The sequence below is a fragment of the Candidatus Eisenbacteria bacterium genome, assembly GCA_005893305.1.
Lineage (GTDB): Bacteria > Eisenbacteria > RBG-16-71-46 > SZUA-252 > SZUA-252 > WS-9.
The window spans coordinates 46,971-71,161 of record VBOZ01000010.1 but is presented as its reverse complement, the minus strand read 5'-3'; the positions used below and the strand labels follow the sequence as shown (position 1 = coordinate 71,161).

Below are 24,191 nucleotides of genomic sequence, written 5' to 3'. Positions count from 1 at the left end.
AGTTATCGGTGCTGGATCGTGAAGATCCGGCCGAAGAACCGACCGATGACGGCGCCCGCCATCACATCGGAGAAGAAATGGCGGTTGCCCATGACGCGCGAGGCGGCGACGAAGCTGGCGAAGCCATACGCGGGGAGGCCGACGGCGGCGCCGTACCGGCGGTCCAGCACCGTCGCCGCGGCGAACGAGGCGCCGGCATGTCCCGAGGGAAATGAATTTCGATCGGTCATGTCCGGACGCTCCCGGTTGGTTGCCAGCTTGAGGCCGGCGATGGTCACCGTCGTCGCCGCCATCGCGACGAGGAGCCGCTTCGCGGTGCCGACCGTGTTCGGATGGTGCGTCGCCGCTCCTTCGACCCCGAAGAGCACGGTCCCGGCCCCCAGCGTGAAGGGGCTTCCGGCGAATTGGCCGATGTTGTCCATGGCCGTCCCGTCGCCCGATCCCGGCTCGAAGGTATCGTCCAGGAGGAATCCGGCGCCGATCGCGGCGCCCGCGATCGCCAGCTCCCGGACGACGCGGGAGCGCCGCGGCAGGACGATGCCGGAGAGCACTCCTCCGCTGTCTGGTTGGGACGCCGCCGCATCGTACGCGAGCGGGGCCAGGTAAGGGATTGGACGGGGTCGAACGGATGGCGGTGCGATCGCCGGCGCAACGGTCAATGCCTTGGTCGAGGCGCCGGCGACCAGGACGGTCGTAATCTCCTCCGCTGCGGCCGGCGCGCTCAGTCCCACGACCGCAACGATCCCGACGGCAATGGCTCGGAGGTGCATGCGGCACGCGAAGGTCACTGGGTGCATGGGGCGGGAGGATACCCTACTTTTATCGCCCGCGCGAGCCGGATGGCGTATTCTCTCGCGCCTATGGCCGATCGGAAATCGGGCGCGAAATTTCGCCCGCTCGCCGCGTTGGTCGAATCGCGGATCGCGGACGGGCTCTTCCCTGGGGCTGTCGTCGCGGTAGGGCGCGCGGCCGGGATCGCGTACCACGCCGCGTTCGGCCGCCGGGCGCTCTCCCCGCGCCGCGAGCCGATCTCGAAACGGACGATCTTCGATCTCGCTTCCCTCACCAAGGTGATGGCGACAGCGCCGCTCGTGGTGGAGCACGCCATCCGGCGCAAGCTCTCGCTCCTCGATCCGGTGGAACGGCACCTCGCCGAGACGCGCGGGACCCCGGTCGGAGCGATCCCGCTCCATCTGCTTCTAACGCACACCGCGGGCTTGACTGCCGACAATCCGATCGAGGACTACGCGGGCAGCAAGGCGGATCTCCTCGCCGCGATCGCCCGCGAGCCGCTCGAGTCGCCCCCCGGCACGAAGTTCACCTACAGCGACGTCGGTTACATCCTCCTCCAGCTGATCCTAGAGCGAGCCCAGCGCCGGCGCCTCGACCGGATCGCCGAGGCAGCCCTCTTCCAGCCCCTTCGCGTTCGCGATACGCGCTTCGGCGTCCGGAGCGCCGACGTGGCACGGACGGCGCCGACCACGTTCGAGCGCGGCCGCTGGCTGCGCGGGCGCGTTCACGACCCGCGGGCGCGATCGCGGGCCCTGGGAGGCGTCGGCGGGCACGCCGGGATGTTCGGAACGGCGGCCGATGTGGCGCGATTCTGCGAGCTGATCCTGAACCGCGGGAGGTATCGTGGACGGCAGCTCCTGTCCGAGGAATCCATGCGGGCGATGACCACCGACCAGTGCGGGGGGAACGTCGGCGCGCGGCGCGGCTTCGGCTTCGACATCGAAAGCCCCTACTCCGCGCCGCGCGGGCGGCACTTCTCGAGGAGCTCCTTCGGCCACACCGGGTGGACCGGGGTCTCGCTTTGGATCGATCCCGAGTCGAACGCGTACGTCGTCCTGCTCACGAACGCCATCCACCCGGACGGGCACAAGGACTTGAAGGAATTCCGGTCGGACGCCGCGACATTGGCCGCCGAAGGCTTGGGGATCTAATACTGGTACTTCGGCTCCCGGTCCTTCACGGAGCCGCCTGAGAGGAGAACGCTTGCGAGCCCTTCATCTTGCTTTCGTGGTGGCGATGGCGATCGTGGGTGCGGCGGCGATTCTTGGCGCCGCCGTCCCGGCCGGCGCTCCGCCCGCTTCCGTTCCGTCCCCCACCTTCGAGTCCCACTGGCAGGACGGCAAGGCGGAGCTGGATGGGTACCGCTACACGATCACGCGCTACGGCCAGCCTCGCCGCGGGACCGCGGTCATGGTCTTCGTGACGGAGCCGTTCAGCGAGGCGAAGCGGGTGAAGGTGGACGACCCGGCCATGAATCCCCGCGACACCTTCGAGGCACTCAAGCTCAACTTCGTCCGCGATTTCCAGACCGGGATCTACGACTACAACACGATGACCTCCGTGTTCGTGCGAAGCCGCGACTTCTCCCCCGCGAAGATCTCGTTCTCGAGCGCCGAGTGGTGCGGCCACGTCTACGAGGAGATGCTCTTCGGGCCGCGCGACATCGCGGATCGATACACGAGCTACTTCGAGGATGAATCGGCCGAGCGGCGGGTCCAGGAGGTGAAGGACGGCATCGCGGAGGAGGAGCTCCTCGTTCGCCTCCGCGGGCTGCGGGGAGAGTGGCTCCGTCCCGGCGAGCGGCGGACAGTGCCGTTTCTGCCAGCCGCCTTTCTTCGGCGGCTCACGCACCGGCCGCTCCAATGGACCACCGCTTCGATCGAACGGTCCGGACGCGACGAGGCCGTCACCGTGCCGGCCGGCCGATTCGACGCGTCGACCTTCAAGATCTCGACGGGGGACGGGCGCGAGGGTCTCTTTCATGTCGAGCGGGCCTATCCGCATCGAATGCTGAAGTGGGAATGGAGCGCCGTGGGGAAGCCGACCGGCCGCGGCTGGAGTCCGTCGGAAGGCCTCGACGCCGGAGCCCTGACCGGAAGCGCGCGGCTTCCCTACTGGAAGCTCCACGAGGTGGGCGACGAGAAGTATCTGAAGCTTCTCGGATTGACCGCGGGGCCGGGCGGGGCGACCGCGCCCGGTGGGTTTAGGGGCGTTGGAGCGGGGCCGGGAGAGCGCAGGTGAACGTGGCGCGGTGGGTGGATCGGAAATTCGAGTTCACCATGCCCGTGAGCCTCTTCCCTGTCGTGGTGGAGCGCCTGCGGGGCGCGGCGGCGCGGATGGAGGACAAGGTCAGGAACGTCCCCGGCGAGATCCTGACCCGGCGCGACGGGGATCGGTGGTCGGCCCAGGAGCACGCCGGCCACCTTCTCGACTTGGACGAGCTTCACGCGGGCCGCCTCGAGGACTTCCGCGCGGGCGCGAAGATCCTCCGCGCCTGGGACGTGACGAACCGGAAGACCTACGACGCGAACTACAACGCGCGGCCGATCGGGGAGATCGTGAGGGCGTTCCGCGAGGAACGCGGCGCGTTCGTGAGGCGGTTGGAGGATTGGAAGGACGAGGAGATCGCCCGGACGGCGATCCACCCGCGCCTTCAGCAGCCGATGCGGGTCATCGACATGGCGTTCTTCGTCGCCGAGCACGACGATCACCATCTCGCCGTGATGTCCGAGCTTTTACGGCGGTTCGGGGCGCCGCGGACCTAAATCCGGTCAGGCCGGTGCCAGCCCGGGAGGTCTCGACCGGCGCGCCCGACCGCCTAGAACTGGGCCTTCTCCGTCGAGCCTTCGAGAGCGAGCGTGGAGCACCCGCCGTTCGTGATCACCTGCATCACTTCGTCGAAGTAGCCGGTTCCGACCTCGCGCTGATGCCGCGTCGCGGAATAGCCGTGCTCCTCGGACGCGAACTCGGCCGCCTGTAGCTCGGCGTAACCCCGCATGCCGCGGTCCTTGTACGCCCGCGCCAGCTCGAACATGCCGTGGTTGAGCGAGTGGAAGCCGGCAAGCGTGACGAATTGGAACTTGTAGCCCATGGCCCCCAGCTCCCGCTGGAACCGGGCGATCGTCGCGTCGTCGAGCTTCGCCTTCCAGTTGAATGACGGGGAGCAGTTGTACGCGAGCATCTTGCCGGGGAACTTGGCCCGGATCGACTCGGCGAAGGCCTTCGCCTCGTGCAGGTCTGGCGTCGAGGTTTCGCACCAGATGAGATCCGCGTAGGGCGCGTACGCAAGACCGCGCGCGATGGCGCACTCGAGCCCGCCCTTGTACTGGAAGAATCCCTCCGGGGTCCGTTCGCCGGTCAAGAACTCCCGGTCGCGCGGGTCGACATCGCTGGTGATCAGCTTGGCGCTGTCGGCGTCGGTGCGGGCGACGATCAACGTCGGCACGTCCATGACGTCCGCGGCAAGCCGAGCCGCGATGAGCGTACGGATGAAATGGCTCGTGGGGACGAGCACCTTGCCGCCCAAGTGGCCGCACTTCTTCTCCGAGGAGAGCTGATCCTCGAAATGGACCGCGGCGGCACCGGCCTCGATCATCGCCCTCATCAGCTCGAAGGCGTTGAGCGGTCCGCCGAACCCGGCCTCGGCGTCGGCGACGATCGGCGCGAGCCAGTAGCGCCTGTCCGCAGCCTCGCCGTTCGCGGTGGATCCGCTCGCGGTGGATCCGTTCGCATTGGTTCCGTTCGCGCGGCCGTGCCCGTTCTGGTGCCCGTTCGCGCGACCGTCTCCGTTCTTATGCCCGTTCGCGCGCCCGTTCTGCGTCACGCCCTTCCGGGCTTCCGAGTTCTCGATCTGGTCCGCGCGCAAGAGCGCCTGGTTGATGCGGCGCACGACGTTCGGAACGCTGTTTGCCGGGTAGAGGCTCTGATCCGGATAGGTCTGGCCCGCGAGGTTCGCGTCGGCCGCGACCTGCCAGCCGCTCAAGTAGATCGCCTCGAGGCCTGCCTTCACCTGCTGGACCGCCTGGTTCCCGGTCAGGGCGCCCAGCGCGTTCACGTAATCGCGTGTCGTGAGGAGGTGCCAGAGCCGTCGCGCTCCCACGTCCGCCAGCGTGTACTCGATCTTGACCGTGTTCTTGAGCCGCTCCACGTCCTCGCCGCGATACGGGCGCACGATGCCGGCCCAGCGTGTCGCGGGAACGGGCGGGGCCTCGGGCAGCAAGGAAGATTTGGCAGGCCGGGCCACTCGATTGACGGTTCTGGAGACGCGGGTTACGGGCATGGGAAAGCTACCTCCGACTGTTGTCCGTGGTTTGTGGTCCATCCGTGGTAGTGCTGTCCGCCGAATCAAGGAGCTGGTACGCCGGGAGCGTCAGGAAATCTTCGAGCTTCTCCTGCGTGGAGATGCGCTCGAAGAGCGCCCGCGCTTCTTGGAATCGGCCGCGGCGGAAACGCTCGGCGCCGATCTCCGATTCGATTCTCTTCATCTCGTCGTCCGTCACGGCCCTGAGAAGGCCGGCGTCGACCGTCCGCCCATCCTGGAGCTTCGCGCCGTGCCGCACCCACTGCCAGACCTGCGAGCGGGAGATCTCGGCGGTCGCGGCGTCCTCCATCAGGTTGTAGAGAGGCACGCAGCCGTTCCCCCGGAGCCACGCCTCGGTGTACTGAATGCCGACGCGCACGTTGAGCCGGAGGCCCTCCTCGGTCCGGGTCCCCAGGGGCACTTCGAGGAGATCGGCGGCGATCACGTGCACGTCCTTGCGGCGGCGCTCGAGCTGGTTGGGCCCGGGCATGACCATCTCGAACACCTCGCGCGCGACGCCGACGAGCCCGGGATGCGCCACCCAAGTGCCGTCGTGGCCGTCCGTCACCTCGCGCAACTTGTCGGCGCGAACCTTCTCGAGGGCGCGCGCGTTGGCATCGGGATCGTTCTTGATCGGGATCTGCGCCGCCATTCCGCCCATCGCGTGGACGCCACGTCGGTGGCAGGTGCGCACGCAAAGCTGCGTGTAGGCCCTCATGAACGGCTGCTCCATCGTGACCTGGGAGCGATCGGGGAGGACCGCCTGGGAATCGTGACGGCGGGTCTTGATGAAGGAGAAGATGTAGTCCCAGCGGCCGCAGTTGAGCCCGGCCGAATGCTCGCGAAGCTCGTAGAGGATCTCGTCCATCTGGAACGCCGCGGGGAGCGTTTCGATCAGGACCGTCGCCCTGATCGTGCCGCGCGGGATGCCGAGGAGCTCTTGGGCGCGGATGAAGACGTCGTTCCAGAATCGCGCCTCGCGGTGGCTCTGGAGCTTCGGGAGATAGAAGTAGGGACCGGTGCCGCGTCCAAGCAACGCGCGCGCGTTGTGGAAGAAGTAGAGGCCGAAGTCGAACAGGCAACCCGGCACCGGCGTTCCGTCGAACACCAAGTGCCGCTCGGGAAGATGGAGTCCGCGCGGCCGGACCAAGAGCGTGGCCGTGGTCTCGTTCAACCGGTATCGCTTCCCGCTCGTGGGATCGGTGTATTCGATCGTGCGGCGGACCGCGTCGTAGAGGTTGTTCTGACCTTGAACGTTGTTGTCCCAGGTCGGGGCGTTCGAATCCTCGAAGTCGGCCATGAAGCAGTTCGCGCCCGAGTTCAGCGCGTTGATCACCATCTTCCGTTCCACCGGGCCGGTGATCTCGACCGTGCGGCGGAGAAGATCGGGCGGCAGCGGCGCGACGGTCCACGTGCCCTCGCGAACGGCGGCGGTCTCCGCCATGAAGTCGAGGGGCGCTCCCGAATCGAGAAGCGCCTGACGCTCGGCGCGCGCGTTCATGAGCTCCCCGAGGCGCGGCCTGAATCGCCGGGTCAGGTCGGCCACGAAGTCGAGCGCCTCCGGAGAGAGGATCCGCTCGTACCCCGGACGAACCGGCCCTAGAATCTCGAGTCCAGCGATCCCCGTCGTTGCGATGTGAGTCGGCGTTGACATGTTGATAAGTATGACAAGCGCGGCCATCTTTGGCAACTAATATCTTATGTTACAATAACTTACAAAATATTACTGATTTGTGCTATTGCGTGTAATATTGCAACTAGTGTAAACTCATTGTCGATCATGAAGATGAAAGCCGCAGGTATGGGGAGGCGCATCCACGCCCTTCGGCAGAAGGAGGGCCTGACCCAGGCCGCCCTCGCCGCGAGGCTCAACATCTCTGCCTCCTACCTCAATCTCATCGAGAACGACCGCAGGCCGTTGAGCGCCAACCTCCTCCTCGCGCTGGCCCGCGCGTTCGACATGGACCTCCGCGCCTTCGCCCCCGGCGAGGACGCTAAGCTCACGGCCGACCTCATGGAGGCGTTCGGCGATCCCCTCTTCGAAGAGCAGAAGCTGACCGAGAGCGAGGTCCGGGAATTCGTGGCGGGGAGTCCCGAGGTGGCCCGCGCGGTCACCCGCCTCCACCACGCCTACACTGCGGCCCGCGCTTCGGCGGAGTCGATCGCGGCCCAGGTGCTCGACCGGCAGGACCTTTCTGGGATCGATCGCGCCGGTCTGGCTGCCGAGGAGGTCTCGGACCTGATCCAGCGCCACGTGAACCACTTCCCCGAGCTGGAGGCGGAGGCGGAGCGGATCTGGATCGACGGAAAGCTCGAGGACCAGGATCTCTTCGAGGGACTGGCGCACTACATCGAGAAGACCCACGGGGTCACGGTTCGGATTCTCAAGATCAGCGAGATGGACAGCGCCGTTCGCCGCTTCGACCCCGAGCGACGCGAGCTCCAGATCTCGGAGGTCCTGCGCCGGGGGTCGCGGAATTTTCAGCTGGCGCACCAGGCCGGCCTCTTGGCCTGCACCGAAACGCTCGACAGGATCGCGAGGGACCCGCAGCTCACGTCATCGGGATCGCGAGCCCTCTGCCGCGTCGCGCTGGCCAACTATTTCGCCGGCGCCGTCCTGACGCCCTACGAGTCGTTCTTCCGCGCCGCGGAGGACGAGCGCTACGACCTGGATCTCCTGGGGCACCGGTTCCGCGTCAATTTCGAGCAGGTCTGCCATCGCATCACGACCCTCAACCGCCCGGGCGCCCGGGGAATCCCGTTTCACATGGTCCGGATCGACATCGCCGGGAATATCTCGAAGAAATTCAGCGCCACCGGCCTTCGCTTCCCGCGCTTCGGCGGCCTCTGCCCGCTCTGGAACGTGCACGCGGCCTTCCTCCAGCCCGGAGTCATCCGCGCTCAGCTCGACCGACTACCCGACGGGACCATGTACTTCTCCGTGGCGCGGACGATCCGAAAGCACCGCGGCGGCTACCACGCGCCCGACGTCCTCTATTCGATCGGGTTGGGATGCGACATCGAGTCGGCGCAGCGGATGGTCTACTCGGATGGGTTCGACTTCTTGAACCCGGCGGGGGCCGCGCCGGTCGGGATCACGTGCCGGCTCTGCGAGCGGCTCGACTGCCGCGCGAGGGCGTTCCCGTCGATCTACCAGCCGCTCAAGGTGGACGAAAACGTGCGGGGCGTGTCGTTCTTCGCGAGGATCGAGCGGGAGACGTGAATTGCGGGAGGGGCCCGGCGGACCTAGATGCGCGATGTCTGGAGGATGAAGAGCTGCACCACCGTCCAGAGGACGAGCGCGATGCCGGTGACCGGGAGCGTGAGCCCGATCAGAAAGCGAATGCCGATGCCGCGGGTGCTGTGGTGTTGCATGCTATGAGTTATCGGCACGCAGCCTCAGCTCTTTAGCGGGTCCGGTCCACGACCACCTTTCCGCCCTTCATCACCCAGCGCACGCCCTTCGTCACGGCCGCGATATCGGTAAGCGGATCCCCTTCCACCGCCACGATGTCCGCGTAGCAGCCGGGCGCGACCGCGCCGAGATCCTTCCCCATGCCGAGGAGCCCCGCAGCGTTGGTTGTCGCGGTCGCGAGCGCTTGCGCCGGCGTCATGCCGGCCTTGACGAACCAGCCCAGCTCCCAGGTGTTCTCGCCGAACATCGTGAAGACCGCGTCGGAGCCCATCGCGACCTTCACCCCCGCCTTGATCGCGTGCCGCAGCGTCTCGAGATTTCGCGTCCGGTAGTCGTTGAGCCGGGCCACGGCCGCCGAGTCGTAGCCGAATTCCGCGGCGTGCTCCGCGTAGTAGCGGTTGTGGTCGATCGTCGGGACGTAATAGACGCCTCGCCGGGCCATTTCCCGAATGGTCCCATCGTCCATGCCGGTCGCGTGCTCGACCGAGGTCGCGCCGGCCCGCACCGCGTCGCGCGCTCCGTCCGGCCCGTAGGAGTGGATCGCGACCCGCTTCCCCCGCGCGCGCGCGGCGTCGACCGCCGCCTTCATCTCCTCGAACGTATACGTCTGGTCGCCCGTGACGTCGTCGGCGCTCCCGGTCGACCCGTAGAGCTTGATCACGTCCGCGCCCGCGGCGATGTTCTGCCGCACGACGCGCGTAACCGCCTCCGGCCCGTCCGCCAGGCCGCCGTCCGGCTCCGCATAGCCCGGCTTGAACGGGGTGTACGTGGGATGAAGGCCGTGCCCGCAGACGAACATCCGCGGCCCCACCATCGCCCCGCGCGCGATCAGGTCCCGCATCGCGATGTCCATGTAGTCCCAGGAGCCGAGGTCGCGCACGGTCGTGACGCCCGCTTCCAAGGTCCGGCGCGCGTTCTCCTGGGCGAGATAGACCGTCTCGGACGTGCGGCGGGCGCCGAGCTCAACCCACGGATTGGTCCCGGCGGCGTGATCCCAGTAGTAAGTGAGGTGCGTATGCACGTCGATGAGACCTGGAATCGCGGTGAATCGGGAGAGATCCAGGACCGTGGCGCCCGCGGGCACGGGGGTGCTCGACGCAGGGCCGCGAGCGCGGATGCGATCCCCTTCCACGATGACGACCGCGTCGGGGATGACGCCCCCTCTTCCGTCGATCAGGCGCCCGAAGCGGATGGCCGTGACCTCCGCCGCGGACGCGCCGTCGGAAGCGACGGCCAATCCGGCCGCGCAAAACACGGTCACGCATAGGACTGCGGCAGGAACCCAAGCCGGGCGGGTCATCGCGGGCAGTCTATGCTACCTTCCGCGGTCTGACCATGCCCGCGATCGAAGTGCGGAACCTCAAAAAATCGTACGGCGCGACCGTCGCCGTAGACGGGATCTCCTTCGAGGTGGAGCGAGGGGAGTGTTTCGGCCTCCTCGGCCCGAACGGCGCCGGCAAGTCCACGACGATCCACTGCGTCGTCGGCGCCCTTCGTCCGGACTCAGGCGAGGTGCGCCTCGACGGCGAGGCCGACCCGACGCGGCCCTCGGTGCGAGCCAAGATCGGCGTCGCGCCGCAGCCGATCGCGCTCTATGAGGACCTGACCGCCGAGGAGAACCTCGAGTTCTTCGGAAAGCTCTACAACCTGGGCGCCGACGTCCGGAAGACGCGGATCGAGATGGCCCTCGAATTCTCGGGGCTCGCCGCGCGCAGGAAGGATCGCGTCTCGACCTACTCCGGCGGGATGCAGCGCCGTCTCAACCTCGTCAGCGGCATTCTCCACGACCCGCCCGTGATCCTCCTCGACGAGCCGACCGTCGGCGTGGACCCTCAGTCGCGAAATCTCATCTTCGACAACATCGAATCGCTGAAGCGGCTGGGACGGACGATCGTCTACACCACCCACTACATGGAGGAGGCGCAGCGCCTCTGCGATCGCGTCGCGATCATCGACCGGGGGAAGATCCTGGCCCTCGACACCGTCGAGGGTCTGCTTCGCGCCCACGGTGGGCCGCCGACCGTGCAGGTCGAATTCGCGCGAAAGCCGGCGGCGCTCGAGGATCTGGGCGGCGAGTGGGAAGAGAATACCCTCCGCGTCCGAACCGAGCGACCCATGGAGGTGCTCGGGCGGATCGCCGGAATGGGAGACGCGTTCCAACACGTCTCGATCGAGCGGGCCGATCTTGAGGCGGTGTTCCTCCATCTCACCGGCAAGAAGCTGAGGGACTGACCGTGAACGCCATCCTCACGATCGCGCTCAAAGACCTCAAGCTCCTGGCGCGGGACAAGGCCGGCTTCTTCTGGGTGCTTCTCTTTCCCATCCTGATGGCGGTCTTCTTCGGCGCCATCAGCTCCGGCGGAAGCGGAAATCGGGCCGCGATGCCGATCGCGGTCGTGGACAAGGACGGAAGCCCCTACGCCCGCGCGTTCCTCTCGGAGCTCAAGAAATCGGAAGCGCTCCGCGTGCGCGAGGCCGACCTCGACTCGGCGCGTCTGCTCGTGCGGCGGGGCCAGCTCGTCGCCTACGTCGCGCTCTGGCCCGGCGCCGGCCGATCGTTCGGCTTCGGAGGCGACAGCGCGATGATCGAGCTCGGGCTGGACCCCAGTCGCCGCGCGGAGGCCGGCTATCTTCGGGGGCTTGTGACCGCCGCGACATTCTCCACGATGCGCGGGCAATTCTCGACGGGCGGGAGCGGGCGCGAGATGATCCGCCAGAGCCTGGCGACCCTCCAGACCGACCTCACGCGATCCCCCGAAGAGCGGCGCCGCGCGGCCGGTGTCCTCAACAATCTCGAGCGCTTCATGGTTTCGTTGGACTCCACGGAGGGTGCCGGCGACACGACCGGCGCCGCCGCTACCACCGCCGCGGGCGCGGGCGGCCCGAGGATCAAGGTCATCGACATCGCCGAGGAGGAGAACGGGCCGCGGAACGCCTACGAGATCACGTTCCCGTCCTCGGTCATGTGGGCTCTGATCGGGGTCTGCATGAGCTTCGCCATCTCGATCGTCCACGAGCGGATCCGCGGAACGTTTCTCCGGCTTCGACTCGCGCCGATCTCGAGGTCCCAGGTGCTCGCCGGGAAGGGGCTCGCCGCGTTCCTCGCCGCCCTCGGGGCTGCGACCCTGCTGCTCGTCCTCGCCGCGGTGGTCTTCAACGTGCGGATCACGAACCCGCCCGCACTGGCGGTCGCGCTCGTCGCGGCGGCGTTCTGCTTCACGGGACTCATGATGCTGATCTCGGTCTTCGGCCGCACGCACTCCGCGGTCGCCGGGGCCGGCTGGGCGGTGCTCCTCGTCATGTCGATGACCGGCGGAGGCATGATCCCGCTGATCGCGATGCCTGCGTGGATGCAGAGCGTAAGCAACTTCAGCCTGGTGAAATGGGGTGTCCTCGCCGTGGAGGGCGCGATCTGGCGGGGATTTTCGGCGCAAGAGATGGCGGTCCCCGTCGGCATTCTGCTCGCGGCCGGGGTCGTCGGCTTCGCCGTGGGCGCGCGCGCGCTCGCAGGCTCGGAAGGGTAGCGTCGCCGGAGGTTCGCCGCCGGGACGCCGTCCCTAGTTCTGCAGCCAGCGCTTCGAGAGGGCGATCAGCTCGTCCTCCATCTCGTCAAAGATCAGGTCGAGCCTCTTGAAGGCGCCCCCAACGCGCCCGATGCCATCCGACCAGCCCTGCACGTCCTTCATCTCCTGCCTCGCGATGAGCTGGAGCATGGCGTCTCCGAATTCCCGTCTCGCTTCCTCCAGCCTCGGGAGGAACGGACGGACCTCGGGCGCGTAGAAGCCGATCAGCATCCGTAGCCGCTCCACGGGGAAATCCTTGGGAGCTGCGATCCGGTCACTGGGCATGCGCGCGACGCAGCCCGCGACGACCTCCAAATAGGCGCCTCGAAGATCGCCGACCGCGGCGTAGAGGTCCTCGAGCTTGGAGCGGTACAGCGTCCTCCGCTCCCAACCTTTATCCCACTTGAACTGAGATCGGGCACTGATGAAATGGGAGATCCCGACGATCAGCGCGCCGGCGAACGCCCCGATGAGTCCGACCCAAGCATTTTGCATGGGACACCACCTTCTATACCCCCGAGCGTTACAGAGACTCTAGGAACTTGATCAGAGCCGCCCGCTCCGCTTCTGAGAGCGCCGCGAATTTGTCGCGCGAAGCCGCCCCTTCCCCACCGTGCATCCGAATTGCCTCCTCGACCGTCTTGGCCCGACCATCGTGAAGGAAGCTCGCCTCGCCCTCGCCTTCCGAGTTTGCCGAGAACCGAAGACCCATTAGCGGCTCGGTCCGGAACTCGGACGGCGATGCCTGACCCAAGCACATATCGGCCAGCTCCGGACCCATGTCGTGGAGCAGAAGGTCGGTATAGGCGGCGACCTTCTTGTACCGGAGCGCCCGCACCGGGTTGTTCCCCGTCCAGAGGGCCGGCAGGTGGCACCGGTTGCATCCGACCTCGGTGAATAGCTGCCGTCCGCGCTTCCCGACCTTGGAGAGCTTCTCGGGCGCCGGCGGCGAGAGGAAGCGGACGAAGGCGTTGGTCAGATCGAGCCCTTCCTGATTGATCTCCGGCTCGGGCACAGAGTCGACGCCCGCTGGAATCGGCTGCCCTCCGACCGTCTCCTCGTTGGGGACGGCCGGGCTCGTGATTCCCATCTCCGCCGCGTAGGCTCCGTTGTTGAATTCCGCGAGCGTCGGGACGAGCGCCTTACGGCCGAAGCGTCCGATCCGTCCGTCGAAGAATCGGTTGGGGCGGCCGGAGATTCCGTCGTGATTCCGATCGTCGGGATCGGCGTTGGCCAGGATGACCGAATCCGGGATCGCGTCCAAGAGGCCAAAGCCGAGGACGTCCGGCGTCGTTCGGTGCGCGACCGTCGCGTCGGGGGGCAGTGGCTCGCTGTCGATGCCGAGCGCGGCGTGGAGCGCCGGCGTCACCTTTTGCTCGATCACGAATCCACCCTTGTCGACCAAGGGATCGCAGAACCCGGTCTCCGGCATAAACGCGCTCACGTGCACCTCGACCTCGTCGCCGCGGCCTCCGACGGCCGGATCCTCGTGGCACTCGGCGCAAGCGTCCGAGTTGAACGTGGGACCCAAACCAGTCCCCGGCGTGAATACCGTCGTGAACCGAGCCTTGCCGCGGTCGAAGAGCGCTCGTTCCTCGGGGGTCAGCCCGACGAGCGGCTCACCCGGCTTGGGAGGCTTGGCGCATCCCGCGCAGAGGATCACGGCGCCCAGCGTCAGCGCGGCGAACGTCGCGGCCGCGCGGCTCACCGCACACCTCCGCTCTCCGAGAATGAAACGGTCTCAATGGCGCTCGCCATCAACCGCGGGGGAGCCTTCGGCCCCGCAGGCACGGGCTGGTAGCGAACCCGAACAATCGTGCCCGGCTTGATGTTGTTGAGCTCGGCCGCGGACCCGCCGACGCTGATCTCGCAGGCCGGAGCGACACTCATGCGATAGAGGCGGAGCGCGTAGCCCACGCCCGTGATGACTTCGACGGTCCTGGTCTTCACGTCGACGGCCCGGACGGTGCAATTCAGATACGCCGGCTCCCCTACAGCCTGGGCCTCCGTCGGCGCAGAGGTCGTCGGGGCCGAGCGCGCGCCGAAACCCAGCGCGAGAACTGCGAGTGTCAGAAGACAGCCGAATAAAATCGATGTGCGTTTCATGGAAACCTCCAGACCAAGCTACGTCTTATGAGGTGGACATGCCCCCACCAAATTGGAACCCGTCCGACTCCTGTCGGATTCAGTCTTTCTCGCGGAATCCACTAATTGCCGCGTGCAAATTGCACTATACACTGCCGGTCTCCACCATCCTCCCCAGCACCTACCTCTTCGATCCCTTGCGGAGCTTCGCGCGCATTTCTTCGAAGAAATTGAACGCGACGTCGAAGCGCGTGAGATCGTCTTCGTCTTCGCCCTTCTGGATCACGAGAAGGTTGCCGTCAGGCAGGAGGTCGAACAGGGAGCTGCTCCCATCGCTCACGGTCCGGAGTGCGCCCAGGTCCCATGCAATCTTCGGAGCCGACGCGCTTAGTCGCGGCGTGGTGCTGATGTCGACGGACGCGACCTCGTTCTGACTTGACTCGTAATACAGATGCTTGCCGTCCCGACTCCACCTCAGCCAGTAGTTTCCCCCGTTCCGCGATGCCAGGATCGGCTGGCCCACAGGACCACCCTGTTCCCATCTACAAACGTGGGCCTCGTGCTGTCCCGTTTCGTTGGACATGTACGCGAGCATCCGACCATCCGGTGAAAAGCATCCCGACCAGCGCGACGGGCCTTCCCCGAAGACCCTCCGCGCATCTACCTCGTGCGGTTGGGAGACCGGTGCGACCATGAGATCGGCTCGGCCGGAGGGGAGTCGGGCGCAGCAGAGGAGCTGTGCGCCGTCCGGAGACCACGACGTCGGGACGACTGGAGTGTCCTCTTCGCCTTTGACGATCCTCCAGGCCGCGCCGCTCCCGTCGGCGTTGGCGATGTAGACTCCGTTGACGTTGCCTCGCCCGTTTTGGTTGAAGGCGAGCTTCGCACCGTCGGGGGACCACTCGGGCATATAGGCGTCGACTCCGGAGACGGCGATCACGCGCCGGGAGACCGGGGCGCCTCGATCGGAGACCCAGATCTCGTAGATTCCCCCCGCGTCCCCGATGACGACCGCGAAGCGACTCCCGTCTGGTGAGGCCTTCACGAGCGACTCGAATGGCTGCCTCTCTCCCGACCACTCGGAGATCTTGCCTCCCGCATCCACGACCACGGCGCGGCGGTCCTGCCCGACGTTTCCACCCAACATGTGGAGCAATGTCCCGTTGGAAGCTAGCCTGATTTCCGCGTTCCCGTCGCTCGCGACGACCCGCAGTCCTCCCAGGAGCGCGACCGGCTCCCCCTTCACCTCCAGCCTCCCGAGATCGAACGGAACGGCGAGTAGGGCGTTTCCGCGCGTGAATAGAAGATGCCCTGTGGGTGAGTATTCCGCGCTCCCCCCGTCGCGAATCAGGATCTTCGTTTTCCGGGACCTCAGGTCGAGGACGCCGACGCCCAGCTGGTAGGCGCCGCCCTCATACGAGATCGCCTCGAGCAAGACACCCCGATCGCCGGGTAGCGGGCGCCTGAAAATGAACGATCCGTCGAATCCCGGGGCATCGAATGGTCGCGCCTTCGATGGCGGGCCGCCTGTCGAGGGCAGGCGTGAATATTCCTTACCGTTGGTCGATGGAATGAGAAAATCGCCGGACTCAAGCCAGGACGGATGCCTGGGCAAAGCAACATCCACTTTCGCGATGGGTACGGGCGGGGCGCTTCCATCGGTGGGCATCTTCAACATCTGCGTCTGAGTCGATCGCTCGGAGGCGGCGACAAATGAGATCGACTTCCCATCCGGGCTCAGCATGAAGGTGCTCGCTCGACTGGTCCCGCGAATTGGCTCGAACGAAGGTTGGTCCATCCGCCGGGCGTAGATCTGGGATTGTGGCTCCTCTCCCTTCGCGGTCCTGCGCGGCAGCGCGAGGATCAAGATGGTTCGCCCGTCGGGTGCGATCTCCCATTGCAGCACTTGCAATCCCACCGGAATCTCGACGGAAGCGCGCGTAACCGCGCGGCCGGCACGCCCTCCACCTCCGCCCAGACCCAACACGCCCCAAAGTATGAGGGCCAGGGCCCCGACAACGACGATGCCGAGACCGAGCATCGCGCCGCTCATCGCGCCAAGGCCCCTCTTCCCGGGCGCTCCCTCCACCGCGGCCGCGGCTGGCGGGGCGGCGACGCCCCGGCCCGCCTTCAGCTCCTCGAAGGCAAGTCGAGCGTCGCCCATGTCCCGAAGCCGCTTCCTCGCGTCGGGCTCGAGACAGCGCTCCAGGAGTGCGCGGATGGCCGGCGGCGTGTTCCCGGGCAGGCGCGACCAATCGACGTCCCTATCCAAGATCCTCGCGATCGTGTCCGAGACGGTCTCGCCCTCGAACGCCAGGCTCCCAGTGAGGCACTGGTAGAGCACACAGCCGAAGGACCAAATGTCCGTGCGGCGGTCGAGCGGCTTTCCCCGGGCCTGTTCCGGGGAGAGATAGGCCGCCGTTCCGAGAACCACGCCCGGGATCGTGGTCGGTGCGTGGTACGTCGGCGAAGGCGCGATTGTCGGGGACTGCGGGAACGTGGGCGAGGTCGGAAATGTCGGCGACCGCCCAAGATCAGAGTCCGCGACCTTTCCCTTCGCTAGGCCAAAGTCCAGCACCTTGACGACATCACTCGGCGTGATCATCACGTTTCCGGGCTTCAGATCCCTGTGGATGACGCCGCCTTCGTGCGCCGCCTCGATCCCCGAGGCTATCTGGTGGCAGATGTCGAGCGTGTCGGCGAGTGGCAGCGGCCCCCGGCCCAACCGCTCCGCGAGCGACTCGCCCTCGACGTGCTCGAGGATCAGGTATCGCGCCCCCTCGCTCTCTTCAACACCGTAAATCGCCGCGATATTGGGATGACTGAGCGAGGCAAGCAACCTGGCCTCGCGCTCGAAGCGTTGGAGCTGCTCCGCGCTCGCCACCACTTCGGGGGGGAGGACCTTGATCGCGACAGCACGATCGAGCCGCGTGTCGTGTCCGAGAAAGACGACGCCCATGCCGCCTCGGCCCAGCTCGCGGTCGATCCGGTAGGGCCCAATCGTCGTCGGGAAGGTGGTGGTCACGAACGCTCCGTCACTGGCCGGATTGGAGCCCCTTCAGGAGGTCCTGCGCTTTACGGTTCTCCGGGTCCAGCTCCAACGCGTGCGAAAGGCTCTCGATCGCGGCGGCCTTGTCGCCCTTCGTGATCTGGAAGGTGCCGAGAAGAACGTAGCTGTCGGCCACCAGGGGGTCTCGATCGATGCTGAATTTCATGATGGAAATCGCCCCGTCGGTGTCCTTCCGGTCGCGGGCCAGCCATTCGGCGAGCGCGCTCAACGATCCGGGCCCAAAGTCGTAGGCCCCGCTCCCGTAGTATTTCCCCCGAAGCTCCTTGTATCGCTGCATCGCCCCATCGATGCCGTCCTTCTTGACCGTCTTTTTCAACAGATCGGTCAGCGTTTCCGGGGTCTCGACGCCGCGGTGGCACGTGACGCACTGAACTTTGGCCGGTGATTTGATTCCGGTCTTCGGAATCAGCTTCTTGTTGATCGAGTCGACCATCCTCATCATTCCCCGCGCGATTTCCTTCTCCTTCTTCGCGTCGGAGGCGAAGTCCATCTTGTTGCCTTTCCCGCTGTCGGCCTGCATATGACAGTAGTTGCACCGGACGCCCAAGCCGATCGAGAATTGGCGCATGGTCTGGATGAGATCGTCTTTGGCGATGGTCTTCGGGAGAATCTTGAGATTCGTGAACTTGTCCGGAACCTGCGCCGACCCCGATCCGCTCCAGGCGAGCAAGGCAAGGCAGGCCAGCGTTCCGGCGAGCGTCCGCGGATCCAGGTTCATGGGCGACTCTCCCCCGTATTGGGCGTGGGCACGAAGGGATCGTGCGTGGGGAGAATAACAGGCGCATCGACACTTTCCACCCTCAGGAATCGCCGTTGCTCCCGAAACTGATGCTGGGCCGGCTCCTCCTCGCTTCGGGGCTCCTCGCCCTTTGCGTCACGCCCGCGCCCGCGACCACGCCCGCACCCGCAACCGCCCCTGCGCCCGGCGTCGCAGCGGCCCCGGGCGGCGTTCGTCTCATTCCCGTCGGCCGCTATGACTTCGAAGCGCCCGCCGTCGGCGAGCGCGCCCTGCGCCCCGAAGGGCTGAGTGGCATCGTCTCGCTCGGAGGCGATCAATATCTCGCCATCGGCGATGAGCACGCTTGCCTGCATCCGCTGACGATCCAGGTGGACTCGATCACGGGCAAGATCCGCGCGGCACGGTTCGGAAAGCCGATCCGCCTGCTCGATTCCCTCGGCGCGCACCTGCCCGACTCGGTCCTGGGCAAGGATCGCGAGGCGATCGCCCTCGACGCCACCAGCCAGTCGGTCTGGATCGCGAACGAGCGCACCGGAACGGATCTCCACCGTCCCTCTCTCGAGCGATACGCGCTCCCGAGCGGCCGGATGACGGAGCTTGTCCGTGTCGACTCTCATCCCATGCTCCGCGTCTTCGAGACCATCCGCGTCAACCTGGGATTCGAATCGCTCGCGCGCGGCCCCGGGGGGTTCTGGACCGCGAACGAGGGCCCGCTCACGGTGGACGGGGCCTCCGCCACCAACTCCGCCGGGGCCGTCGTGCGACTGCAGAAGCTCGACGACCAGATGCGGCCCCTCGCCCAGTACCCATACGAAATCGACCGCTACCCGGCCCGAATCACCTCGCCCTTCTTTCTCGCGAGGAACGACGTGAGGGGGCTGTCCGAGCTGCTGGCGTTGAGCGACGGTCGGCTCCGTGCTCTGGAGCGATCGTTCGCGGGCGATTCCACCGGATCCGCGAATTTCAGGAACCGGATTTACCTGGTGGACGTGACCGATGCGACGGATGTCTCGCGGGGAGAATTCGCGGTTGGTCTGGAGGGACGCGCCTACACGCCCGCCCGGAAAACCCTGCTCTGGGAGCTGAACTCCGGATTCACGAATTCCAATTTCGAGGGGATGGCGTTCGGCGGACGCCTGGCGAACGGGGACCAGCTCCTGATCCTGATCGCGGACAACGACACCGGGCGGGACGAGGCGCTCTACTCCTTGCGGCTGGTCCTGCCTAAGTAGCCCTTTCCGCCGCCGATCGCTCCAGAAGACATACGCCGCCCCAGGGGTGCGAGCCTTGCCGGCCCTGCGACTCGGGCAGGAGCGCGGCGAGCCGCAACAGGAGGGGCAGCCGCTTCTTTTTCGCCGCCCATTTGAGCATCGAATGGACGGCGACCGGACGCCAACCGTAACGGACGAAGAATCCCGGTCCTTCCTCGGGGCTGAACCGAAGCGGCGCGCGCGCCTCGTTCAAGAGGGAGCCGATCTGCCGCATGACCATCTTCCTGAGCCCAGGGGACATCAGATCGTGGGTCCACCACCGAAAGCCGGCCGGCGCCGCCAGATCCTCCGCGAGCCCGGCGACCTGCTCCGCGGTGAGGTAGACGATGAGACCCTCGGACACGACGAGGGCGGCCTTCGACTCGCGCCCCAGCTCCGCGAAAAGCGCGCGCCGCGCCTCGCGGTTGGCGAGGTCGAGGCGGACGCGCCGGAGCGCGCATCGGGGTTTCTCCCCCGCCAGAATTCCCTCCTTATAGTCGAGAATCTCCGGGAGATCGACCTCCACCCATCGGAGCGAGGACGGCAGGTCCATCCGGTAGGGCCGCGCGTCGAGACCGGCGGCCAGGTTGACCACCGTGTCGCCGCCCCGGCCGACGTAATCGGCGATGAAGGTGTCGAAGAGGTTGGTCCGGATGACGAGAGACCAATCGTTCCGCGAGCGCCGGAGCACCTCGGCCGCGATCTCCTCGCCGCGCTGCCCCGCCAGGCGGGCCGCGAACGGATCGCGAAAGAGCGCGTCCGGCCGCTCCGACTCGCGCGCGCGGTAGACCGCGACCCAGCGCGCGGTGTCGGAGATGTTGCGGATGAGGGGCTCGGTTTGGCTCACCCGCGTGCGCGCCTCGCCCCTAGTCCGGCCACAGCCAGCCGAAGACGCCCGCGGTGAGGCACGCGTAGACAAGGCCGTCGAACATCGACTTCAACGTCGCGCTCCGGGAACGCTTGTACCAGATGTGATTCTGGATCAGTCCCATCGAGTAGCAAGCGAAGGCGGTGGTGCCCACGAAGCGGAAGACCGCGAGGTAGGGCGCGCCCGGAGCGAGCGCGCGGCCCGCCACGTAGGCCGCGAAGATCCCGACGACCACGATGTACACGAACCACTGGAACAGCTCTCTCCCCATGGACGGCGGGCCGGCCTTCATGACGGTCATCATGCCGATCGGGCCCTTGGTGCACTTCTCGATGAATGCCGGGTCTTTCATCGCCTTCATGCTGTCCGGGCGCGGGAAATGGTAGTCGCCCGGCGGAATGTTGAACTTGCGGAGCGCCTCGAGAACCGCGTCTTCGGAGGGGAGCTTCTTGTAATCGGAGCGGTGGTAGCCGAGCACCATGTGAATGATCGCGCTGACGATGAAGACGAGAACCGAGGAAAGCAGAAGCGGGATCCAGAGTGCTGGGATATGGACCATCTGACCCTCCTATGGTTGACTGGGGCAGGATAGCAGGCTCAAGCGCCTGGGAAACCGGAATCTAGGGGAAGGAAGGAGAACCGCGTGGCTGAATCCATCGAAAAGGAGACGGCACGGGTCGAGGCGTTCAGCGACGGAGTCTTCGCCATCGCGATCACGCTGCTCGTGCTCGAGTTCAAGGTCCCGCACTTGCCGGTGGGAGCGAGCGGCCGGGACCTGTTCCTCGCCCTCCTCAAGCTGTGGCCCTCGATGGTCGCGTTTCTCGGGAGCTTCGGCGCGATCCTCATCATGTGGATCAATCACCATGGCCTGTTCCGCCTGATCCACAAGATCGATTCGCCCTTCCTCTTCGCGAACGGGTTCATGCTCCTGCTGGTCACATTCGTTCCGTTCCCGACCGCGGTTCTCGCTGAATATCTCGGCACGCCGGGCGAGCGGGTCGCCGCCGCGTTTTACATCGGCACCTTCGTGGTCATAAGCATCACCTTCAACGCGTTCTGGGCCACGGCGACAAAGCGCCGTCTCCTCAAACACGGCGTTCCCGACGCGGTCGTCCTGAGAATACGGAACGCCTACCGGTTCGGGCTCGGCGTCTACGTCGCGTCGACCCTGCTGGCTCTCTGGAACGCGTCTCTCGGTCTCGCCGCTTGCCTCTCTCTCTGGATTTACTGGTCGGTGCTGGAGTATCGCGCGGAAACGTAGGCTACGGCAGCTCGACGACCGGAGCGGGTCGGCGCGTCCCCGGAAGGAGCATCGCGCAGGTGAGGCCTCCGAGCAGCGCGCACGAAAGCACGGCCAGCGCGGCGTGCAACCCGTAATGATCCGCGAGCGCTCCGATCGGCCCGATGAGGAGCGCCCCCATTCCCCACGCGGCTCCCATCAGGAGGCTCGAGATCGCCGAGGAATGCCTCGGCGAGAGCTCCTGCCCCAAGACCACGTTCACCGAGAGAGAGGACTGGAGCGCGAACGACCCCAGGATCACGCACGGGATTCCGAGCGCGTCCGGCAAGACCAGAAAGCCGAAATAGAGCGGGGCCGCGACCAGGAACGACAGGACGATCAGCCGGTGGCCCCCGATGCGCTCGGAAAGCCACCCGCCGAAGAATCCGCCAAGGGCGCCCAGGAGCAAGTAGGCCGAGACCATCGCGCCGCTCTGCGAGAATTGGTAGCCGCGCGCGTTCAGGTATAGCGGCAGAAACGTCATGAAGCCGTACGACACGGTCGAGCGCGACACCGTCGCGAAGTAGAGAAGCGAGAGCGGCCGTGCGACCGGGCGAAGCTCGCGGAGCGGGACGTGTCGGGCCTCGTGGCGCGGACGCGGGGGCACGCGGGAGAACCAGGCGAGCAAGAGAGCGGACGCCACGAGCCCCGGTGCGGCCGCCACCCAGGTCCACTCGAGGCCGAAGGCCGAGACGACCCCCACCGCGAACATCGGTCCGACGGAGAACCCGATCGTTCCGCCGGTGATGAAGAAGGCCATCGAGACGTTCCGCCGCGCCGATACCTGCGACGCCAAGACCGCCGCCTGCGGATGGAACGCCGCCACGCCCAGACCCCCGAGCATGAGGAGCGCCAGCAGCGCCCCATAGCTCGGCGCGAGTCCCAACCCGCTCATGAAGACCGCCGCAGTCAGCGGCCCGAACGCCACGAACCAGGGGCGCCGCATGCGATCCGAGATGAGGCCGAAGAGGGGCTGCGAGAACGACGATGTGATGGAGGAGAGCGCCACCAACGTCCCCACGAGGGTGAGGCTCAGATGGAGCTTGTGCACTAGGAGCGGGAGGAGCGGCGAGAAGAAGCTCGAGTACGAGTCGATCGTGAGATGGCCGAAGGCCAAGAGGCCGAGGCGGGGGGTGATGGTGCGAGGCATGCGCGGTGAGAATAGCACCGAATGGCGGCGCGGGGACGATGCTGGTATCCTTATAGGCTACCTATGAATTTCCTCTCCTGCCGACGCCCATTCCCGACACTCATGGCGCTGCTGCTTGGTATCGCCGTGGTCCTGAGCGCCGCGACCGGCATCGGGCGAGCCGATGATTCCTCGCTTCCAGCCTCGGTTCCGGTTCCGGCGAAGCCGGCCCGGATCCGGTACGAGGGGACCGTCTGGCTCGAGGGCCACTTTCGGAGACCCCACGAGACGCGGCCTCTCCACTCCATGGCGATTTACGTAACGGACGGCAAAGGCCGCTCGCGCGTCGACTGGACGACTTGGGCGGAAGGCGATTCGGCCCGCGTCCCCGAGACCTACCTCGCGGTGCGCGAGAGCGTCTTCCATCGGGACGCGCCCGGGGGAGCGTGGCAGCTCCTCGCGGGCGAGAGCCGCCGCCTCGGGCGCCTCCAGGCGGTGGCCGGCATTCCGTCGCAGCTGGGGCGACTCGCGCGACTCCAAGAGAGGACCGGGGGCAGCGACTTCATGTTCGACGGGCCCCGATTCACCTACACGGAGCGGCGCGCGCATCCGCGGCTCGGCGACGTGATTGACTCGGTGGCGTATACCTATGAGGGATTGGAGGTGCTTCCCCGGGAAGCCCTCGTGGTGGTCCACGAGCGCGATTCGCAGTGGCGGCTCGTGGAGCACGTCGTCGGCTCACCCAAGCAGGAATTCCCAGAGTCGCTGCTGGTGTCGCCCGCCTCCTTCGAGCCACCCACGGCCGACGCCGACTCGCTCGTCGGAGAGCCGAAGATCGTCCCCCTCGCTCCGGGGCTCTGGGCCGCGGAGATGGAGGACGTCGACTCGCGCTCGATGATCGTGGAGTTCGCCGACCATCTCGCGGTGATCGAATTCGCCGTGGGTAGCGCGAATGGCGAGCGGCTGGCCGACGCGGCGCGGCGCCAATGGCCCAGCAAGCCGATCCGCTACGCCCTTTTCAGCCACCACCATCCGCACTACGTCGGCGGGGTTCGCGCAATGATCGCCGAGGGCGCGACGGTGATCACGACTCCGGGGAACGAGGCGTACGTGCGGGAGATCTCGGGGTATCCCTTCGAGTCGAAGCCGGACCGTCTCGCGCGTAAGCCTCGACCCGTCACGATCCGGACGTTCGCGGATCGTCTCGAGCTGACCGACTCGACGAACCAGCTCGTCGCGATCAACTACGGCAAGCGGTCCCAGCACACGGACGAGTTCGTCGTCTTCTGGTTCCCCGGCGCCAAGCTCCTCTTCGAGGCGGAGCTGGGCTGGGTCCGCGCCGGCGGGAAGCTCCGCGCCAGCAAGCGAGCGGCCCCGCTCCTGGCCTGGCTCACGGAACAGAAGCTCGACGTCGATCGGATCGTCCAGTCATGGCCGATGAGCGGGAACGAAGCCAGCCAGACGCGAGCGGAGCTCGAAACCCTGGTCAAGGCCGCCAAGCGCTGATCTCTCCCGTGGCCGGTTCGAGCCACGATCGGCGCGGAAGCACCCAATCCATCGCCCGCACGGCAGTTTGTCCTACGACAGGATCCCCCGAAACTCGATGAAGAGCCGCGATTCACTCGATTCCCTCAGTTTGGCACCCCTGATGCTAGGTCTATGTACGCGGCAGACATGGAGGCGCCGTAAACCCGACAACGA

General features: G+C 66.6%; 20 protein-coding genes and 2 pseudogenes. 9 read left to right on the top strand and 13 right to left on the bottom strand.

Going from position 1 to position 24,191, the window contains the following annotated elements:
- Positions 1–2: 2 nt before the first annotated feature.
- Positions 3–422, bottom strand: coding sequence for a phosphatase PAP2 family protein (locus tag E6K79_03505; protein TMQ65945.1), 420 nt, complete (start codon positions 420–422; stop codon positions 3–5).
- Here E6K79_03505 and E6K79_03500 point away from each other — a divergent pair.
- From E6K79_03500 to E6K79_03490, 3 genes are read left to right on the top strand one after another with little or no spacing between them, the layout of a single operon-like run.
- Positions 333–1,943 (top strand): beta-lactamase family protein, encoded by a 1,611-nt coding sequence (locus E6K79_03500; protein TMQ65944.1) that lies wholly within the window; start codon positions 333–335, stop codon positions 1,941–1,943. The genes E6K79_03505 and E6K79_03500 overlap by 90 nt on opposite strands.
- Positions 1,944–1,995: 52 nt before the next feature.
- Positions 1,996–3,033: a hypothetical protein gene (locus tag E6K79_03495; protein TMQ65943.1), complete on the top strand. Its 1,038-nt coding sequence runs from the start codon at positions 1,996–1,998 to the stop codon at positions 3,031–3,033.
- Positions 3,030–3,557: a DinB family protein gene (locus E6K79_03490; GenBank protein ID TMQ65942.1), complete on the top strand. Its 528-nt coding sequence runs from the start codon at positions 3,030–3,032 to the stop codon at positions 3,555–3,557. The genes E6K79_03495 and E6K79_03490 overlap by 4 nt, the downstream gene beginning before the upstream one ends.
- 53 nt (positions 3,558–3,610) lie before the next feature.
- Here the strand turns inward: E6K79_03490 and E6K79_03485 are convergent.
- From E6K79_03485 to aceB, 3 genes and pseudogenes are all read right to left on the bottom strand, one after another.
- Positions 3,611–4,465: pseudogene (locus E6K79_03485) on the bottom strand (isocitrate lyase).
- Positions 4,466–4,627: 162 nt separating this feature from the next.
- A pseudogene (locus E6K79_03480) lies at positions 4,628–5,071 on the bottom strand (hypothetical protein).
- Positions 5,072–5,078: 7 nt separating this feature from the next.
- Entirely contained in the window at positions 5,079–6,746 is a 1,668-nt protein-coding gene (gene aceB / locus E6K79_03475) for a malate synthase A (GenBank protein ID TMQ65941.1), read from the bottom strand.
- 126 nt (positions 6,747–6,872) lie between these two features.
- Between aceB and E6K79_03470 the strand changes: the two genes are divergently transcribed.
- Entirely contained in the window at positions 6,873–8,315 is a 1,443-nt protein-coding gene (locus E6K79_03470; protein ID TMQ65940.1) for an ImmA/IrrE family metallo-endopeptidase, read from the top strand.
- A gap of 184 nt (positions 8,316–8,499) precedes the next feature.
- Here E6K79_03470 and E6K79_03465 read toward each other — a convergent pair whose 3' ends face one another.
- The gene (locus E6K79_03465; GenBank protein ID TMQ65939.1) at positions 8,500–9,807 is read right to left on the bottom strand and encodes an amidohydrolase family protein; all 1,308 of its coding nucleotides are present in this window, start codon (positions 9,805–9,807) and stop codon (positions 8,500–8,502) included.
- A gap of 35 nt (positions 9,808–9,842) precedes the next feature.
- Between E6K79_03465 and E6K79_03460 the strand changes: the two genes are divergently transcribed.
- Positions 9,843–10,739 carry an ABC transporter ATP-binding protein gene (locus tag E6K79_03460; GenBank protein TMQ65938.1) on the top strand — a complete coding sequence of 299 codons (897 nt, stop codon included), beginning with the start codon at positions 9,843–9,845 and terminating at the stop codon, positions 10,737–10,739.
- On the top strand, positions 10,736–12,031 hold the full coding sequence (locus tag E6K79_03455; GenBank protein ID TMQ65937.1) for an ABC transporter permease: 1,296 nt from the start codon (positions 10,736–10,738) through the stop codon (positions 12,029–12,031). The genes E6K79_03460 and E6K79_03455 overlap by 4 nt, the downstream gene beginning before the upstream one ends.
- Positions 12,032–12,064: 33 nt before the next feature.
- Here E6K79_03455 and E6K79_03450 read toward each other — a convergent pair whose 3' ends face one another.
- The 5 genes from E6K79_03450 to E6K79_03430 form a co-directional block, all read right to left on the bottom strand.
- Entirely contained in the window at positions 12,065–12,565 is a 501-nt protein-coding gene (locus E6K79_03450; protein ID TMQ65936.1) for a hypothetical protein, read from the bottom strand.
- 28 nt (positions 12,566–12,593) lie between these two features.
- Positions 12,594–13,778, bottom strand: a complete 1,185-nt coding sequence (locus E6K79_03445) for a hypothetical protein (GenBank protein ID TMQ65935.1) — start codon at positions 13,776–13,778, stop codon at positions 12,594–12,596.
- The gene (locus tag E6K79_03440; GenBank protein ID TMQ65934.1) at positions 13,775–14,176 is read right to left on the bottom strand and encodes a hypothetical protein; all 402 of its coding nucleotides are present in this window, start codon (positions 14,174–14,176) and stop codon (positions 13,775–13,777) included. Before E6K79_03440 ends, E6K79_03445 begins: the two co-directional genes overlap by 4 nt.
- A 160-nt stretch (positions 14,177–14,336) precedes the next feature.
- Positions 14,337–17,180 carry a serine/threonine-protein kinase gene (locus E6K79_03435; protein TMQ65933.1) on the bottom strand — a complete coding sequence of 948 codons (2,844 nt, stop codon included), beginning with the start codon at positions 17,178–17,180 and terminating at the stop codon, positions 14,337–14,339.
- Between the two features lie 10 nt (positions 17,181–17,190).
- Complete coding sequence (locus tag E6K79_03430; GenBank protein TMQ65932.1) at positions 17,191–17,943, bottom strand: c-type cytochrome; 753 nt, start codon at positions 17,941–17,943, stop codon at positions 17,191–17,193.
- Positions 17,944–18,038: 95 nt separating this feature from the next.
- Between E6K79_03430 and E6K79_03425 the strand changes: the two genes are divergently transcribed.
- A complete protein-coding gene (locus tag E6K79_03425) occupies positions 18,039–19,196 on the top strand; it encodes an esterase-like activity of phytase family protein (GenBank protein TMQ65931.1) in 1,158 nt (385 codons plus the stop codon).
- On the opposite strand, the gene E6K79_03420 is transcribed toward E6K79_03425, so the two are convergent.
- A complete protein-coding gene (locus tag E6K79_03420; protein ID TMQ65930.1) occupies positions 19,189–20,133 on the bottom strand; it encodes a class I SAM-dependent methyltransferase in 945 nt (314 codons plus the stop codon). The genes E6K79_03425 and E6K79_03420 overlap by 8 nt on opposite strands.
- The gene (locus E6K79_03415) at positions 20,081–20,641 is read right to left on the bottom strand and encodes a hypothetical protein (protein ID TMQ65929.1); all 561 of its coding nucleotides are present in this window, start codon (positions 20,639–20,641) and stop codon (positions 20,081–20,083) included. The genes E6K79_03420 and E6K79_03415 overlap by 53 nt, the downstream gene beginning before the upstream one ends.
- 84 nt (positions 20,642–20,725) lie before the next feature.
- On the opposite strand from E6K79_03415, the gene E6K79_03410 reads away from it, so the two are divergent.
- On the top strand, positions 20,726–21,343 hold the full coding sequence (locus E6K79_03410; protein ID TMQ65928.1) for a DUF1211 domain-containing protein: 618 nt from the start codon (positions 20,726–20,728) through the stop codon (positions 21,341–21,343).
- A gap of 1 nt (position 21,344) precedes the next feature.
- Here E6K79_03410 and E6K79_03405 read toward each other — a convergent pair whose 3' ends face one another.
- Complete coding sequence (locus tag E6K79_03405; protein TMQ65927.1) at positions 21,345–22,511, bottom strand: MFS transporter; 1,167 nt, start codon at positions 22,509–22,511, stop codon at positions 21,345–21,347.
- 63 nt (positions 22,512–22,574) lie between these two features.
- Between E6K79_03405 and E6K79_03400 the strand changes: the two genes are divergently transcribed.
- Positions 22,575–23,996 carry a hypothetical protein gene (locus E6K79_03400; GenBank protein TMQ65926.1) on the top strand — a complete coding sequence of 474 codons (1,422 nt, stop codon included), beginning with the start codon at positions 22,575–22,577 and terminating at the stop codon, positions 23,994–23,996.
- Positions 23,997–24,191: the final 195 nt, after the last annotated feature.